General features: G+C 61.0%; 12 protein-coding genes. 6 read left to right on the top strand and 6 right to left on the bottom strand.

Annotated elements, in window-relative coordinates; translation table 11 throughout:
• Nucleotides 1-9: 9 nt before the first annotated feature.
• Nucleotides 10-1,425, bottom strand: coding sequence for an acetyl-CoA carboxylase biotin carboxylase subunit (locus J4E63_RS27860; RefSeq protein WP_025216234.1), 1,416 nt, complete (start codon nucleotides 1,423-1,425; stop codon nucleotides 10-12).
• Between the two features lie 187 nt (nucleotides 1,426-1,612).
• Between J4E63_RS27860 and J4E63_RS27855 the strand changes: the two genes are divergently transcribed.
• Nucleotides 1,613-2,575 (top strand): LysR family transcriptional regulator, encoded by a 963-nt coding sequence (locus J4E63_RS27855; RefSeq protein ID WP_060739971.1) that lies wholly within the window; start codon nucleotides 1,613-1,615, stop codon nucleotides 2,573-2,575.
• Here the strand turns inward: J4E63_RS27855 and J4E63_RS27850 are convergent.
• Together J4E63_RS27850 and hexR are read right to left on the bottom strand one after the other, a co-directional pair.
• The gene (locus J4E63_RS27850) at nucleotides 2,517-2,726 is read right to left on the bottom strand and encodes a PA3496 family putative envelope integrity protein (RefSeq protein WP_060739970.1); all 210 of its coding nucleotides are present in this window, start codon (nucleotides 2,724-2,726) and stop codon (nucleotides 2,517-2,519) included. The genes J4E63_RS27855 and J4E63_RS27850 overlap by 59 nt on opposite strands.
• A gap of 253 nt (nucleotides 2,727-2,979) precedes the next feature.
• Nucleotides 2,980-3,846, bottom strand: coding sequence for a transcriptional regulator HexR (gene hexR, locus J4E63_RS27845; RefSeq protein WP_003187110.1), 867 nt, complete (start codon nucleotides 3,844-3,846; stop codon nucleotides 2,980-2,982).
• A gap of 431 nt (nucleotides 3,847-4,277) precedes the next feature.
• Between hexR and J4E63_RS27840 the strand changes: the two genes are divergently transcribed.
• Nucleotides 4,278-4,592 carry a hypothetical protein gene (locus J4E63_RS27840; RefSeq protein WP_207283930.1) on the top strand — a complete coding sequence of 105 codons (315 nt, stop codon included), beginning with the start codon at nucleotides 4,278-4,280 and terminating at the stop codon, nucleotides 4,590-4,592.
• A 68-nt stretch (nucleotides 4,593-4,660) separates the two neighbouring features.
• On the opposite strand, the gene J4E63_RS27835 is transcribed toward J4E63_RS27840, so the two are convergent.
• On the bottom strand, nucleotides 4,661-7,534 hold the full coding sequence (locus J4E63_RS27835) for a bifunctional diguanylate cyclase/phosphodiesterase (RefSeq protein WP_207283929.1): 2,874 nt from the start codon (nucleotides 7,532-7,534) through the stop codon (nucleotides 4,661-4,663).
• A 261-nt stretch (nucleotides 7,535-7,795) separates the two neighbouring features.
• Between J4E63_RS27835 and uvrD the strand changes: the two genes are divergently transcribed.
• From uvrD to J4E63_RS27820, 3 genes are all read left to right on the top strand, one after another.
• Nucleotides 7,796-9,976 carry a DNA helicase II gene (gene uvrD / locus J4E63_RS27830; protein WP_207283928.1) on the top strand — a complete coding sequence of 727 codons (2,181 nt, stop codon included), beginning with the start codon at nucleotides 7,796-7,798 and terminating at the stop codon, nucleotides 9,974-9,976.
• A 297-nt stretch (nucleotides 9,977-10,273) separates the two neighbouring features.
• Nucleotides 10,274-11,149 carry a Tim44 domain-containing protein gene (locus J4E63_RS27825; protein WP_207283927.1) on the top strand — a complete coding sequence of 292 codons (876 nt, stop codon included), beginning with the start codon at nucleotides 10,274-10,276 and terminating at the stop codon, nucleotides 11,147-11,149.
• A gap of 138 nt (nucleotides 11,150-11,287) precedes the next feature.
• Nucleotides 11,288-11,695, top strand: a complete 408-nt coding sequence (locus J4E63_RS27820) for an SMI1/KNR4 family protein (RefSeq protein WP_003187120.1) — start codon at nucleotides 11,288-11,290, stop codon at nucleotides 11,693-11,695.
• 13 nt (nucleotides 11,696-11,708) lie between these two features.
• On the opposite strand, the gene J4E63_RS27815 is transcribed toward J4E63_RS27820, so the two are convergent.
• Nucleotides 11,709-13,472, bottom strand: a complete 1,764-nt coding sequence (locus J4E63_RS27815) for a cation:proton antiporter (protein ID WP_207283926.1) — start codon at nucleotides 13,470-13,472, stop codon at nucleotides 11,709-11,711.
• Between the two features lie 279 nt (nucleotides 13,473-13,751).
• Between J4E63_RS27815 and J4E63_RS27810 the strand changes: the two genes are divergently transcribed.
• Nucleotides 13,752-14,237 carry an acyl-CoA thioesterase gene (locus J4E63_RS27810; RefSeq protein ID WP_060739964.1) on the top strand — a complete coding sequence of 162 codons (486 nt, stop codon included), beginning with the start codon at nucleotides 13,752-13,754 and terminating at the stop codon, nucleotides 14,235-14,237.
• 122 nt (nucleotides 14,238-14,359) lie between these two features.
• On the opposite strand, the gene pdxY is transcribed toward J4E63_RS27810, so the two are convergent.
• The gene (gene pdxY / locus J4E63_RS27805; RefSeq protein ID WP_207283925.1) at nucleotides 14,360-15,232 is read right to left on the bottom strand and encodes a pyridoxal kinase PdxY; all 873 of its coding nucleotides are present in this window, start codon (nucleotides 15,230-15,232) and stop codon (nucleotides 14,360-14,362) included.
• Between the last annotated feature and the right edge of the window lie 25 nt (nucleotides 15,233-15,257).

Genomic DNA, 15,257 nt, shown 5'->3' with positions numbered 1-15,257 from the left:
ATACTTTCCTTACAGGCCTGCGTGGGCGGCAATGGCGGCGGCGATGGCCAGGGCCAGCTCTTCGGGTTTGCGCTTGATCGAGTAGTTGGTCAGTTCAGGGTGGCTTTCAACGAAGCTGGTATTGAACTGGCCGCTGCGGAATTCCGGATTGCGCAGGATCTCCTGGTAATACGCGGCAGTGGTCTTGACCCCCTGCAGGCGCATGTCATCCAGGGCTCGCAGGCCACGGTCCATCGCTTCTTCCCAGGTCAACGCCCAGACCACCAGTTTCAGGCACATCGAATCGTAGAACGGCGGAATGGTGTAGCCGGTGTAGATCGCCGTGTCGGTGCGCACACCCGGGCCGCCCGGGGCGTAGTAGCGGGTGATCTTGCCGAAGCTGGGCAGGAAGTTGTTTTTCGGGTCCTCGGCGTTGATACGGAACTGCAACGCGAAACCCCGGTGCAGGATGTCTTCCTGCTTGACCGACAGTGGCAGCCCGGAAGCGATGCGGATCTGTTCGCGAACGATGTCGATACCGGTGATTTCTTCGGTGATGGTGTGTTCCACCTGCACCCGAGTGTTCATTTCCATGAAGTACACCTCGCCTTCGGCGAGCAGGAACTCCACGGTGCCGGCATTCTCGTAGCCCACGGCCTTGGCCGCGCGCACCGACAGGTCGCCGATGTAGGCGCGCTGCTCGGGGGTCAATTGCGGGCTCGGGGCGATTTCGATCAGCTTCTGGTTGCGGCGCTGGATCGAGCAATCACGCTCGAACAGGTGCACCACGTTGCCGAAACTGTCCCCCAGGATCTGCGCTTCGATGTGCTTGGGGTTGACGATGCATTTTTCCAGGAACACTTCCGCCGAACCGAATGCCTTGGTGGCTTCGGAGATGACCCGGGGGAAGGCTTGTTCGAGTTCTTCACGACTGTTGCAGCGACGGATACCGCGACCGCCGCCGCCAGACGTGGCCTTGAGCATCACCGGGTAACCGATCCGATCACCTTCGGTCAGCGCTTCTTCAATGCCCGATACGTTGCCTTCGGTGCCTGGCGTGACCGGCACACCGGCCTTGATCATGCTGCGGCGCGCTTCGGTCTTGTCGCCCATGCGGCGAATGACTTCCGCCGACGGGCCAATGAATTTGATGCCGCGTTCAGCGCAGATGTCCGCCAGTTCGGCGTTTTCCGAAAGGAAACCGTAACCGGGGTGCAAGGCATCGCAGCCGGTTTCCACCGCCAGGTTCACCAGTTTGCGCGGGTTGAGGTAGCCGGCCAGCGGATCGGCGCCGATGCTGTGGGCCTCGTCCGCACGCTTGACATGCAACGCATGACGGTCCGCGTCGGAGTAGACCGCGACCGAGCGAATGCCCATCTCGGCGCAAGCGCGCACGATGCGGACGGCAATCTCACCACGGTTGGCGATCAGGATCTTTGTTATCAATTGGAGGTTCCCTTGAGCCGGTGATACCACGGCCTGAGGTCCAGGCCGACGCGTGACCAGATGTAACAATTGGTCGCAGCTCCACACTAGTCCTGGCTGTGGATTAACAAAAATGAATAATTATTGGGTCATGCATAAGCAAAGACTTATAGTTGTGTTACCCGCCCCACCCCAGAGTGCTTAGAAAATGCGTAAGTCATTGATGCGTATGACATTGCGTCAATTGCAGATTTTCAACGAGGTGTGCGACCTGAGGTCTTACAGCCGTGCAGCCGACGAAATGTCTCTCACACAACCGGCCGTTAGCCTACAGATTCGATCCCTGGAAGAGCTGATTGGCCAGCCGCTGTTCGAGTATGTCGGCAAGAAACTCTACATGACCGAAGCCGCCGAAGCCCTGCAACGTGCCAGCCGAGACATCTTCGGGCGCCTGGAAAACCTCGATATGCAGCTCTCGGACATGCAGGGGTCGCTGCAAGGCCAATTGAAGCTGGCGGTGGAGTCCAGCGCCAAGTACTTCGTCCCGCACCTGTTCGCCGCGTTCAAGCGCCAGCATCCGGAGGTCAATCTGAACCTCACGGTGGTCAATCGCGGCCAGGTCATCCGCCGCCTCTCGGACAACCGTGACGACCTGGTGATCATGTCCATGGTGCCCCAGGACATGGGCCTGGAGTTTCTGCCCTTCCTCAACAATCCGATCGTCGCCGTGGCGCCGCCCGATCATCCGCTGAGCCACCTGGGTCCGCTGCGGTTGCAGGACCTGGAGCCCTACACGCTGCTGTTGCGCGAACCGGGGTCCGGCACGCGACTGGCCTGCGAAGAATACTTCAAGGAGAAACGGGTGCATTTCACCCAGACGCTGGAAGTGGCGTCGGCGGAGGCCCAGCGCGAATGCGTGGTGGCCGGGCTGGGCGTGGCGCTGTTGACGCGCCACGCCGTGAGCCGGGAGCTGTCGTCCGGCGCACTCATCGAGCTGCCGGTGGAGGAGTTGCCGCTGTACCGCAGTTGGTGCCTGGTGCAGGCCAGGGCCAAGCGCCTGTCACCGGTGGCCCACGCCTTCCTGGCGTTCGTGCGCGGCGAGCGCGCTCAGATCATTGGCCTGGTTGAGCGTTTCGACGGGAAACCGCCGACGATGCCTGCCAGTAATTGAATTCTGCCGCGTCAGGAAATTCGCTGATCTCGGCCAGGAGCTGGCGCTGCTCATAGCGGTCTTCGATGGCGCGACGGAACGCCATGCGGCGCTGATCTTCCTGCTGACGACGGGTTTTGACGGCGCTGCGTTCTTCGTAGGACTGGGTCATGTCGAGACTCCCAAGACGTATACGGGAGTTTCACGATGAAGGCGCGCGATGACCGTTTGGCGGCGCGGGGGTTACAGAACGATGAATTCGGGCGGATGACACCCTGTGGCGAGGGAGCTTGCTCCCGCTCGGCTGCGCAGCAGTCGCAAACCTGCCAATGCGGCGTGTCTGGATAAGCGTTGGGGGTCGCTTCGCAACCCAGCGGGAGCAAGCTCCCTCGCCACAAAAGCCCCTCAACCCAAAGCTCGGGACTTTAGTCGTCCAGCGCCTTCACCGACTTGGGCGACAGCCGCAGGCTGCGAAGGCTGCGCTTCACGCTCTTGAGGTGGTTGACCAGGCTCGGGCCACGGGCCATGGCGACGCCCATTGCCAAGACGTCGATCACCACCAGATGGGCGATGCGCGAGGTCAGCGGCGTGTAGATCTCGGTGTCTTCATGCACGTCGATGGCCAGGTTCACTGTGGACAGCTCCGCCAGTGGCGTCTGGCTCGGGCACAAGGTGATCAGCGAGGCACCGCTTTCACGCACCAGGTTCGCGGTGATCAGCAAATCCTTGGAGCGCCCCGACTGGGAAATGCAGATCGCCACATCGGTGGGTTTCAACGTCACCGCTGACATGGCTTGCATGTGCGGGTCGGAATAGGCTGCCGCCGTGAGCAGCAACCGGAAGAACTTGTGCTGGGCATCGGCCGCCACCGCGCCCGAAGCGCCGAAGCCATAGAACTCGACACGCTGGGCCTGGGACATGGCCGTGACGGCTTTTTGCAACGCCACCGGGTCAAGCTTCTCGCGAACCTCCATCAGTGTATGCAGGGTGGTGTCGAAGATTTTCAGGCTGTAGTCCGCCACCGAGTCATCTTCATGGATCGCAAACTGACCGAAGCTCGCCCCAGCGGCCAGGCTTTGCGCCAGCTTGAGTTTCAGGTCCTGGAAACCCGAGCAACCAATGGCCCGGCAGAAGCGCACGATGGTCGGTTCGCTGATGCCGACGCTGTGGGCAAGATCGGCCATGGAGCTATGCATCACGGCCGCTGGATCAAGCAGTACGTGATCGGCGACTTTCAGCTCCGACTTGCGCAGCAAGTGGCGTGACTGGGCGATGTGTTGCAACAGGTTCAAGGGGCTGGACTCTTGTTATGGGCAAATGCCGGGATGTAGCAAGCTTGTAGTTATACTACAAGAATTGGCGCTTTGCCCGTCCAAAACGTAACTGGATTGCCGCGCTGCCCCTTTGTTTTGGCCGAGGATCGCCAGATGTAGCAGCCTGGGTCTTAGCGCCAACCCTCTGCGCTGCCGATCCGCTGATCCCCAGATGCGACCAGAACCTCTGGCAGGGGAAAAAACGTCTGTTCAATCACTGACTACTGACTACTTCTCCAACAACATACTCCAGCGCTCATCGATAACATGACCCACGAAGAACCTGACAACTCACTCAGCAACTAACGTCTTCTTACAATACCCATCTCGATTTTCCAGACACTATCAAGTCAAAGTCGATATATTGGCTCCCGCAGGACGCAATCAACTTAACTACAGGAGTTACTACCATGAAAATCACAACCAAAGATTGGACCGCACAAATCGATCGCATGCCAGGTGCCGCGTCGTTCCGTACCTTCGGCACTGTAACCGTACCCCACACCGGCATTACGCCAACGCTGGTACGAAGCCCGATGCAGGACAAGTCCTTTGATCTGCGACTGGAGTTGAAACTTGAATCTTCCACTGAAGTTTCGCTGCCGGTCATAACCGACAAAGTCGTCGAATACAAAGTACCCGGCGAGTCTCATGTCACCGGCGTGAGCATTTTTTTCGAAGGGCAGTTGCTGCATCACATTGATGAAGTACTCGTGACCAACTAAGCGCATGTTAATAACTTCCCGCCAGACACTAAAAGCGTCTGGCGGGAAGTTCCAATCGAGGATCTGACTCATTCAGCCAAGTGTTGCATCCGCAACAACCCGGCCAGCCCATCAGCTTCCACTGGCCGACTGATCAGATACCCCTGCACCTCATCGCAACGCTCGTTCCTGAGGAAATCGAGCTGCTCCTGCCGCTCGACGCCTTCGGCCACTACCTTGAGCGACAGCCCATGGGCCATTGCAATGATTGCCCGGGTAATGGCGGTATCCACGCTGCCCTCGCCCAGCCCGCGAATGAATGCCTGGTCGATCTTCACGTAGTCCACCGGGATACGTTTGAGGTAGCTCAGGGATGAGTAGCCGGTGCCAAAATCGTCGATCGCCAGTTTGACCCCAAGGTCACGCAATTGCTGGAACGTGGCGATGATGTGTTCGACGCTGTCGAGCAACTGGCTCTCGGTCAACTCCAGCTCCAGGTACTGGGGCGCCAGACCGGTTTCTTCCAGCACTTGTCGCACCAGGCTGACCAGCTTGCCCTGGCGCAATTGATGCACCGACAGATTGACCGACACCCTGATCGGCTCGAGCCCCTGGCGCTGCCATTCGCACGCCTGCCAACAGGCCTGGCGCAACACGAACTCGCCAATCGGCCCGATCAACCCGGTCTCTTCGGCCAGGCCGATGAAATCCCCCGGCGGAACCCGCCCCATGGCCGGATGATCCCAGCGCACCAGCGCCTCGGCGGCGTTCAGGCGACCGGTCGCCAGGCACAGTTTCGGCTGATAAAAGACCGTCAGTTGTTGCTCTTCCAAGGCCTTGCGCAGTTGGTTTTCCAGTTGCAGGCGCTCCAGCGTGCTGGCCTGGAGGCTCTCGGTGTAGAACTGGAAGTTGTTGCCCCCCAAATGCTTGGCGTGCTGCATGGCCATGTTCGCCTGGCTGACCAGCGTGGCAATTTCCCGCGTGTTGTCAGGCAACAAGCTGATGCCGATGGAAGCGCTGAGCACCAGCTCATGGCCCTCGATGGTCAGCGGCACGCGCAGCTTGGAGGCCAATCGGGTCGCCACCCGCGCCAGGCTTGAAAGGTTGCCGTAGGCATCGAACAACACCGCAAACTCATCGCCGGATAACCGGGCGATGGTATCCGCCTCGGGCAGCGCATTGATCAGGCGCCGCGCCATTTTCTGCAACAACTGGTCGGCGATGTCATGGCCGAGGCTGTCGTTGAGCAGTTTGAAACGGTCCAGATTGATATGCAGCAACGCCAGGCTGCGCCGTCCACCCTGGCGCACCCGCTGATGCGCTTCGTTCAGGCGTTCGCGAAACAGCGAGCGATTCGCCAACCCAGTCAATTCGTCGTAATGGGTCAGGTAACGCATCCGTTCTTCGGATTCGCGCCGTGCCGAAAGATCGGCGAAGAAGCCCACGATATGGCTGACATTCCCCCGAGCATCGCGCACGACGTTCAGTTGCAGCCACTGCGGATACAGCTCGCCGTTGGCCCGCGCCTCCACCAACTCACCCTGCCAGGTGCCGTGCTGCTTGAGCGATTGGCGAATGACGGAGTAGTGCCGGCGCGCATCGCGGCTGCACGGCAGGTCGACCACGTTGCGCCCGAGCATGTCCTCGATATTGAAACCGGTGACCCGCGTGAACGCTTGATTGGCGGCGAGCAACAGGTAGCTGGGGTCGAAAATCACAATACCTTCGCTGGCGGCTTCGAACACCGTGGCCGCCAGCTGGCGTTGCTGCTCGAGCTCCTTGCTGGCGCTGATGTCGCGCCGGGTGCCGACCATGCGCAGCACCCGTCCGCTCGCGCTACGCTCCACGGCCCGGCCGCGGTCTTCGATCCAGACCCAGTGACCATCGCCGTGACGCACACGGTACTCGATCTGGTAATCCTCGCTGCGACCCTTGAGGTGTTCGACCAGGGCCCGCTTGAGCGCCGGCACGTCCTGGGGGTGCAGGCGCGGGGTGAGGTGGCTGAGCATCGCCGTGACGTATTCGGGCTCCAGGCCGAACAGCTCCTTGAGCTGGGTGTGATGGACTTCGTCAGTCTGCAGGTTCCAGTCCCACAACCCCAGCTCACTGGCCTTGAGGGCCAGGGCCAGACGCGCCTCGCTCTTGCTCAGGGCCTGGCTGGCGACCTCCAGCTCAAGGCTGCGTTGCGCGACCCGCGCCTCCAGGCCAACCTGGGCCGCCCGCAGTTTCTCCTCGGCCGAGCGACGTTGCTCGACCTCCCGGGCCAGCGCCTCGTTGAGCAACGCACTGCGGGTTTGGGTTTGCTGCAGATGCTCGATCAGGGCCTGGTTCTGGAAGCGGCGCAGCATGCCACTCTGGATCAAGCGATTGACTTGCCAGGCCACCACGCTCAGGGAAACCAGCACAATCAGCCCCAGCCAGCCCCACCCATGTTGCTGCTCATCGCCGCCCCAGAAGAGATAACCGATGGCCGGTAACAGGCAGGGCAAGGTGAAGGACAGGAACGCTGGAAGGCTCACGGCATAGGCCACACTGGCCGACAGCACCGCCGCGCCAATCAGCCCGAACACCCAGGCCTGCTGCTGGAAGCTGTCGGCCGGGACCAACGCGATGCCGGCCCCGGCCAGCGTCAGGCCGGTCATCGCCGAGCCCAGCAAAAACATGCGCAACCAGATCGGGTGCGCCTGGCGGCTTGGCATCGCCGAATCGAAAGCCGCCACTTGGATCACCCGCAGCGCCACCAGCGACAACAACCAGACGAGCCAGACGCTGACCAGGAAATAGCGCCGCGGCTCCCATAACAGTGCGGCGCAGACCAGACCATTGAGCAGCATGAACAGCGTGGGCAGCAGTGAGCCTTGATACAACAGACGTGTTCGCTCGACCGCCATCTCCGTGGCGTACTGCTTGCAGATGACCCGCGGTTCCACACAGGGGCCCGCCGGATCGGAATTGAGGGTCATTGGCACTGTTCTTGTTCTTATTCAGTCAAGCGTGGAGAACCCGAAACGAGCACCGAGCATACACAAGCCATGGGCCATCCCACACTGCCCCAGCTCATAAAAACAAGGAAAAAAGTCGCTATTTCATTGGGTGGCGCCGCTCCCGAGCGAGTCCCGTCAACGCCTGTAGCCTGTGACCCGCCGGTCATCACCAAGTGGTCTTTTATCGGCTGATGCAAAGCTCGGTTTGCCCGGGGTGGCGCCGCACCCTAGAATGCCCCGATGCGCGATGATCTCTCCCTTCTGCTGAACTCCCTCAACGATGCCCAACGTCAGGCCGTAGCTGCCTCCGTGGGTCGTCAGTTGGTCCTGGCCGGTGCCGGCTCCGGTAAAACCCGAGTGCTGGTGCACCGTATCGCCTGGTTGATCCAGGTCGAGAACGCCTCGCCCCATTCGATCCTGTCGGTGACGTTCACCAACAAGGCCGCGGCCGAGATGCGCCATCGCATCGAACAACTGATGGGCATCAATCCCGCCGGCATGTGGGTCGGCACCTTCCACGGCCTGGCGCACCGCTTGTTGCGGGCGCATTGGCAGGAGGCCGGGCTGAGCCAGACCTTCCAGATCCTGGACAGCGACGACCAGCAGCGCCTGGTCAAGCGGGTGATCCGCGAGCTGGGCCTGGACGAACAGCGCTGGCCGGCCCGCCAGGCCCAATGGTTCATCAACGGCCAGAAAGACGAAGGCCTGCGCCCGCAGCACATTCAGGCCAGCGGCGACTTGTTCCTGGCGACCATGCGCAGCATCTACGAAGCCTACGAGGCGGCGTGCCAGCGTGCCGGGGTGATCGACTTTTCCGAGCTGCTGCTACGGGCCCTGGACCTGTGGCGCGACCACCCAGGCCTGCTGGCCCACTATCAGAAGCGCTTCCGGCATGTACTGGTGGACGAATTCCAGGACACCAACGCCGTGCAATACGCCTGGTTGCGCCTGCTCGCCAAGGGCGGCGACAGCCTGATGGTGGTGGGTGACGACGATCAGTCGATCTACGGCTGGCGCGGCGCCAAGATCGAGAACATTCACCAGTACTCGGCGGACTTCCCTGACGCCGAAGTCATCCGCCTGGAACAGAACTACCGCTCGACCGCCGGCATCCTCAAGGCCGCCAACGCCCTGATCGCCAACAATACCGGGCGCCTGGGCAAGGAACTGTGGACCGACGGCGGCGAAGGCGAGGCGATCAACCTCTACGCCGCCTTCAACGAACACGATGAAGCCCGCTACGTGGTGGAAACCATCGAGAGCGCGCTGAAAACCGGCCTGGCCCGCAGCGACATTGCCATCCTGTACCGTTCCAACGCCCAATCGCGGGTGCTGGAAGAAGCGTTGCTGCGCGAACGGATCCCCTACCGCATCTATGGCGGCCAGCGCTTTTTCGAACGTGCTGAAATCAAGAACGCCATGGCCTACCTGCGCCTGCTCGAAGGTCGCGGCAACGACGCGGCCCTGGAGCGGGTGATCAACGTGCCGACGCGAGGCATCGGCGAGAAAACCGTCGAAGCGATTCGCGATCACGCGCGCCACAGCCACGTGTCCATGTGGGAAGCCATGCGCCAACTGGTGGCCAACAAAGGCGTGACCGGTCGCGCCGCCGGCGCCCTGAAGGCCTTCATGGACCTGATCGAAGACCTGGCCGCCAAGTGCGGGGAGATGCCTCTGCACTTGATGACCCAGACCGTCATCGAGCAGTCCGGCCTGATCGCCTACCACGAAGCGGAAAAAGGCGAGAAAGGCCAGGCTCGGGTGGAAAACCTCGAGGAGCTGGTCAGCGCCGCGCGCAACTTCGAGAACACCGAAGAAGACGAGGACCTGTCGCCACTGTCGGCCTTCCTGGGTCACGCCTCCCTGGAGGCCGGCGACACCCAGGCCGACGAACATGAAGACAGCATCCAACTGATGACCCTGCACAGCGCCAAGGGCCTGGAATTCCCCTACGTGTTCCTCGTGGGCATGGAAGAAGGCCTGTTCCCCCACAAGATGAGCCTGGAAGAACCGGGACGCCTGGAGGAAGAACGACGCCTGGCCTACGTTGGTATCACCCGGGCCATGCAGAATCTGGTGCTGACCTACGCCGAAACCCGACGCCTGTATGGCAGCGAGACCTACAACAAGGTGTCGCGCTTCGTACGTGAAGTGCCGAAGGGCCTGATCCAGGAAGTGCGGCTGTCCAACAGTGTCAGCCGACCGTTCGGTGGCGGCCAGCAACAAAGCAGCAGCCTGTTCGGCGGCAGCGACATCCCGGAAACCGGCTTCAGCCTCGGCCAGACCGTGCGGCACTCGGTGTTCGGCGACGGCGTGATCCTCAACTTCGAAGGCGCCGGTGCCCAGGCCCGGGTGCAGGTGAACTTCAGCGAAGGCAGCAAGTGGCTGATGCTGGGGTATGCCAAGCTCGAGGCGATCTAGAGATTTATGTAGGCCCCCGTGGGAGCGAGCTTGCTCGCGATAGCGGTCGATCAGTCATTATTGATGCTGACTGACACACCGCTATCGCGAGCAAGCTCGCTCCCACAGTTGTTTTGGGAAACATTTCCGATAGAACTTGTTCCTCTTTCCTACAGCCCAAAGCGAACAGGCCCTCTTGCACAGCTGAAGCTGAACCTCACCTGTCACGCAAAAGCCCGAAACACTCTGCCGCTAGCCAGCAACAGTTCAGCTGTGCAACATGGCGCGCGTGCTATCCACAAATGGGAATGCCTTTATATGAAACGTTTTCTTAGCATCGCCATGGCGTTATGCATCGGCCTGACGATGGCCATCGACGCCAATGCCGCCAAGCGCTTTGGCGGTGGTAAAAGTTCGGGAGCAGCCCCGACTCACCAGACCAGCCAGATGGCGCCGTCTTCTGCCGCCGGCTCCACCGCTGCCACCGCAGGCGCGGCCGGTGCCGCTGGCGCTGCCACCAAGGCCAGCGGCGCTTCCCGCTGGCTCGGCCCCCTGGCCGGCATCGCCGCCGGTGGCTTGCTCGCCTCCATGTTCATGGGCGACGGCTTCCAGGGCATGCAGATCTTCGACATCCTGATCATGGCGGTCATCGCCTTCCTGGTCTTCCGCTTCATTGCCGCTCGTCGTCGCAAGCAGCAGGAGCAACTCGCTCCAGCCGGCCATGCGCCGATGCAGCGTGAAGTGTTCAACCAGCAGCCTGCCAGTGGTTCGATCTTCGGTGGTTCGGCAGCGCCTGCGGCCGCTCGTCCGGTCATCAATGCGCCGGCCTGGTTCAACGAGCAACGCTTCATCGAAGCCGCCCGCAACCACTTCATGGCCCTGCAACAGCATTGGGACGCGAACGAAATGGACAAGATCGCCGAGTTCGTGACCCCGCAACTGCTGGAGTTCCTCAAGCGCGAGCGAGCCGAGCTGGGTGATGGCTTCCAGTCCACCTACATCGATAACCTGCAGGTGCAACTGGACGGTGTCGACGATCGCGCCGACAAGACCATCGCCACCCTGACCTTCATCGGTGTGTCGAAGGATTCTCGCTTCGACAAGGGCGAAGCGTTCAGCGAAAGCTGGAACATGGAACGCGCCCAGGGCGATGACCAGCCTTGGCTGGTGGCAGGTATCCGCCAGAACGGTTGAACCTTTGCCCGTTTTGCATGTTGAAATAAAAGAACCCCGGCCCAGGCCGGGGTTTTCTATTTCGCGGTTGCATCTATGGCGAGCTACTGTATAAACCGCTCCATATAAACCGCGCCATCGAGAAAGAGGATCCCGGACGTGGAAGAAATCATCGAACAATTGCGTGAAGCCAACGAGCCCGTACCGGTCCCGCTGGAATTGCCCGACGAAGATTTACTGGTAGAGATCGAAGAGCAGCTGTTCATCGATATCCCATTCGTCTTCAGGGAGTTTTTGCTGACCGTCAGCGATGTCGTCTACGGCAGCCTGGAGCCGGTGACCGTCACCGATCCACAATCCCACACCTACCTGCCGGACGTGGCCGCCAACGCCTGGGATGCCGGTGTCGACCGCAGCCTGATCCCGATCTGCCAGGACGGCGACGATTATTACTGCGTCGAGGAGGACGGCACGGTGGTGCTGTGGCAGGCCGAAGAAGAACTGATCGCCGAGGAAACCTGGGAATCGGTCTGGCACTGGGCCCGGGACGTCTGGCTGGAAAGCTGAGCCCCGCCGCCGATCAATGCCCGGACGACTCCTTGTGGTTGTCCAGGGTTTCAAGCAAGGCCACCTGCATCCGCGTATGCAGGCGGATGAACCAGCGCCAGAGCAGTGCCGCCACGGCAGTCGCCACCACGGCGATCAGTACGAGCAACTTGTTGGTCGGCAGAATGCTGGCCGACAAGGCTGCCAAGAGCAGGAAAATCACCAACAGCGAGAGAATCGGGATCACTTCGGCGATCACCCGACGCACACGCTGGGTGTGGCGGCCAGCCATCTCCGGCTTCACGCCCATTTCCGCCAGCAGCATCGACAGCGCCTTGAGCTTGCGGTACGCGGCGATCAGGAACGGTAGCGACAGCAGCAACGCCCCACCCCAGATCAGTGCTTTCTGCCAGCTCGGGTCGCTGATCCAGGCTTGCAGGTAAGCCGACATCCGTTCGGCGAAAAAACCACCCGAGACAAAAATCGCAATCACCAGCGCCAGGTTGACGCCGACCTGCAGCAAAATCCGCCGGATCATCGACGCCACCATCGCCCCTTCACCCTGGGGTTGGATGCTACGCAGCCATTCACCGTACATCCCCAGCACCCGCGTCAGGCGCTGCGGCATGACCGTCGCCAACTTGACGGACAGTGGGTCGGCAGCCCGGATCAGGTACGGCGTCAGCAGAGTGGTCAACACCGAGACGGCGACGGCGACTGGATAGAGAAAATCGCTGGTGACCTGCAGGGTCATCCCCAGCGAAGCGATGATGAAGGAAAATTCGCCGATTTGGGAAAGCCCCATCCCAACGCGCAGCGAGGTGCGTCCGTCATTGCCGGCGATAAAAGCACCAAGGCCGCAGGACAGCATCTTGCCGAGCACCACTGCGCCCGTGATCACGGCAATCGGCCAGGCGTACTGCAGCAGTATCGCCGGATCGAGCATCAATCCGATGGCGACGAAGAAGATCGCGCTGAACAGATCACGCACCGGCTCCACCAACCGCTCGATCTTCAGCAGTTGCCGGGACTCGGCCATGATCGCACCGATCAGGAACGCCCCGAGCACCATGCTGTATTCCAGTTTCACCACCAGCAGACAGAAGCCGAAACACAGGCCAAGCACGGTAATCAGCAGCATTTCGTTGCTGTCGAACTTCGCCACGTAGGCCAGCACTCTCGGCACCAGCAGAATGCCGATGACCAACGCGACGATCATGAACAGCGACAACTTGCCGACGGTGGAAAACACTTCGCCGGAGCTCACGGTGCCGCTGACGGCAATGCTCGACAGCAAGGCAATGATGCCAATGCCCAGGATGTCCTCGACGATCAACACCCCGAAAATCAGCTGGGCGAAGCGCTCGTTTTTCATCTTCAGGTCATTGAGCGCCTTGACGATGATCGTGGTGGAGGAAATGGCCAGGATTGCGCCGAGGAACAGCGAGTCCATGGTGCTCCAGTCGAACCAGCGGCCGATTTCGTAGCCGATCCAGATCATCAGCACAATTTCGAGGAACGCCGCGATGAAGGCCGTGGCGCCGACCTTGAACAGTTTGCGCAGGCTGAATTCCAGGCCCAGGCAAAACATCAGGAAGATCACCCCGAGCTCGGCCAGGGTCTTGATCGTGTCTTCGTCATGGATAAAGCCGAACGGAGGCGTATGCGGGCCAATGATGAAGCCGGCCACGATGTAGCCCAATACCACCGGTTGTTTGAAACGATGAAAGAGTACGGTCACCAACCCCGCCGCCATCATGATGATCGCCAAATCCTGGATGAAACTGATGGCATGCATGTCGGGGCTCCCTGTTCAAAATTGACTCACTGCAGAGCTGGAGAAATCCGTTTCCTCTGTAGGAATTGCCCTCGCAACGGGCTTTTGAAGGGTAACACCGCGACTTCCGACAAAAAGACGGTGCAATATATGGAAACAGATCCATCGGCGCGTGACGGCAACCACAGGCGCAGCGTCCCGATATCGTGTGGTTTTTAAAACCTGGTGACCTGTTCGCAGGCCGCCCCTAGCACCCGCAGAGGTGCCTCCCGAATGACTGCCTTGAACCGTGAGTACGTTATGGAACCCGGAAACGCCCAGCTGTCGATGACGGTGTTGATGACCCCCGATATGGCCAACTTCTCTGGCAATGTCCATGGCGGCACCTTGCTCAAATACCTCGACGAAGTCGCCTACGCCTGCGCCAGCCGCTACGCCGGACGCTACGTGGTGACCCTGTCGGTCGACCAGGTCATCTTTCGTGAGCCGATTCATGTCGGCGAACTGGTGACCTTCCTGGCCTCGGTGAACTACACCGGCAACACGTCGATGGAAGTGGGCATCAAAGTCGTGACCGAAAATATTCGCGAACGCTCGGTGCGCCACACCAACAGTTGCTTCTTCACCATGGTTGCGGTGGATGACCAACGCAAGCCCGCGACCGTGCCGCCCTTGCAGCCGCAAAACAGCGAAGAAAAACGCCGCTACGAACAAGCCCAGCAACGCCGGCAGATCCGCCAGGAACTGGAGAGGCGCTACCAGGAGATCAAGGCGGACGGGCCTTAATCAGCCGCCGGGAGCGCGCTTGCTCGCGATGGCGGTGTCACAGCCAGCATCGATGTTGAGTGTGATGGCCTCATCGCGAGCAAGCTTGCTCCCACAGGGATTTGCAGCATCTCCACGGGCGATCAGAGGCTGATTGGCACAGCCTCGAAGCGCACCCGTGGATGGGCGATCCGGTCCTGGGCGCGGACCAGTTCCAGCTCGTAGCTGGTACAGGCCTGGGTCTCCAGCAACACTTCGTGCACCGCCGCGGCGGTGAATTCGAACGCCGCGACCAAACTGTCCCCCAGCAGAATCCGAGCCAGGAACAGGCCCGACGTCAGGTCGCCCACCCCCACCGGCTGGCGCGGGAAAGCCAGCAGTGGACGACGCAGGTGCCAACTGTCATTGGCGGTCACCAGCAGCATTTCGAAACTGTCATCGGGTTTGCCGGGGTAGACCAGGTGCTTGACCAGCACCGCCTTCGGGCCACGGGCCAGCAACGCGCGGGCCATGGCCAGGCAGTCCAGCAACGACTGCGCCTTGCGCCCCGAAAAACTGTCCAGCTCCAGTTGGTTCGGGCACATGAGGTCCGCCACGGCAGCGGCTTCTTCCAGGAGAAATTCGCTCACCTCGGGCGCCACGATGCAGCCCTTCTCAGGGTGCCCCATGACCGGGTCGCACAGGTACAGCGCCTTGGGGTTGGCGGCCTTGATCCGCGCCACGCCCGTCAGAATCGCCCGCCCCTGAGCCGCGCTGCCCAGGTAACCGGACAACACCGCATCGCAATGCCCCAGCTCACCGATAGCGGCAATGCCTTCCACCAATGCCGGTATCTGCTCTGGCGCCAACACCTCACCGGCCCATTGGCCGTACTGGGTGTGATTGGAAAACTGCACGGTATTGAGCGGCCAGACGTTCACGCCGACCCGCTGCATCGGAAACACTGCGGCGCTGTTGCCAGCGTGACCGAACACCACGTGGGACTGAATGGCAAGCAGATGAGGCGTACGTTTCATGCGGGAAGTTTCCGTAAAACGATTG

This window comes from Pseudomonas sp. FW300-N2F2, assembly GCF_017351655.1.
Classification (GTDB): domain Bacteria; phylum Pseudomonadota; class Gammaproteobacteria; order Pseudomonadales; family Pseudomonadaceae; genus Aquipseudomonas; species Aquipseudomonas fluorescens_AA.
Note: the sequence above shows the minus strand (reverse complement) of the source record. Positions and strands in the feature narration are given on the sequence as shown.

Bases quoted from the DNA above. Each gene is read 5' to 3' on its own strand.
- J4E63_RS27825 (WP_207283927.1), top strand. From the start codon at position 10,274: ATGAAACGTTTTCTTAGCATCGCCATGGCGTTATGCATCGGCCTGACG.
- J4E63_RS27840 (WP_207283930.1), top strand. From the start codon at position 4,278: ATGAAAATCACAACCAAAGATTGGACCGCACAAATCGATCGCATGCCA.
- J4E63_RS27850 (WP_060739970.1), bottom strand. From the start codon at position 2,726: ATGACCCAGTCCTACGAAGAACGCAGCGCCGTCAAAACCCGTCGTCAG.
- uvrD (WP_207283928.1), top strand. From the start codon at position 7,796: ATGCGCGATGATCTCTCCCTTCTGCTGAACTCCCTCAACGATGCCCAA.
- J4E63_RS27810 (WP_060739964.1), top strand. From the start codon at position 13,752: ATGGAACCCGGAAACGCCCAGCTGTCGATGACGGTGTTGATGACCCCC.
- J4E63_RS27835 (WP_207283929.1), bottom strand. From the start codon at position 7,534: ATGACCCTCAATTCCGATCCGGCGGGCCCCTGTGTGGAACCGCGGGTC.
- J4E63_RS27855 (WP_060739971.1), top strand. From the start codon at position 1,613: ATGCGTAAGTCATTGATGCGTATGACATTGCGTCAATTGCAGATTTTC.
- pdxY (WP_207283925.1), bottom strand. From the start codon at position 15,232: ATGAAACGTACGCCTCATCTGCTTGCCATTCAGTCCCACGTGGTGTTC.
- J4E63_RS27815 (WP_207283926.1), bottom strand. From the start codon at position 13,472: ATGCATGCCATCAGTTTCATCCAGGATTTGGCGATCATCATGATGGCG.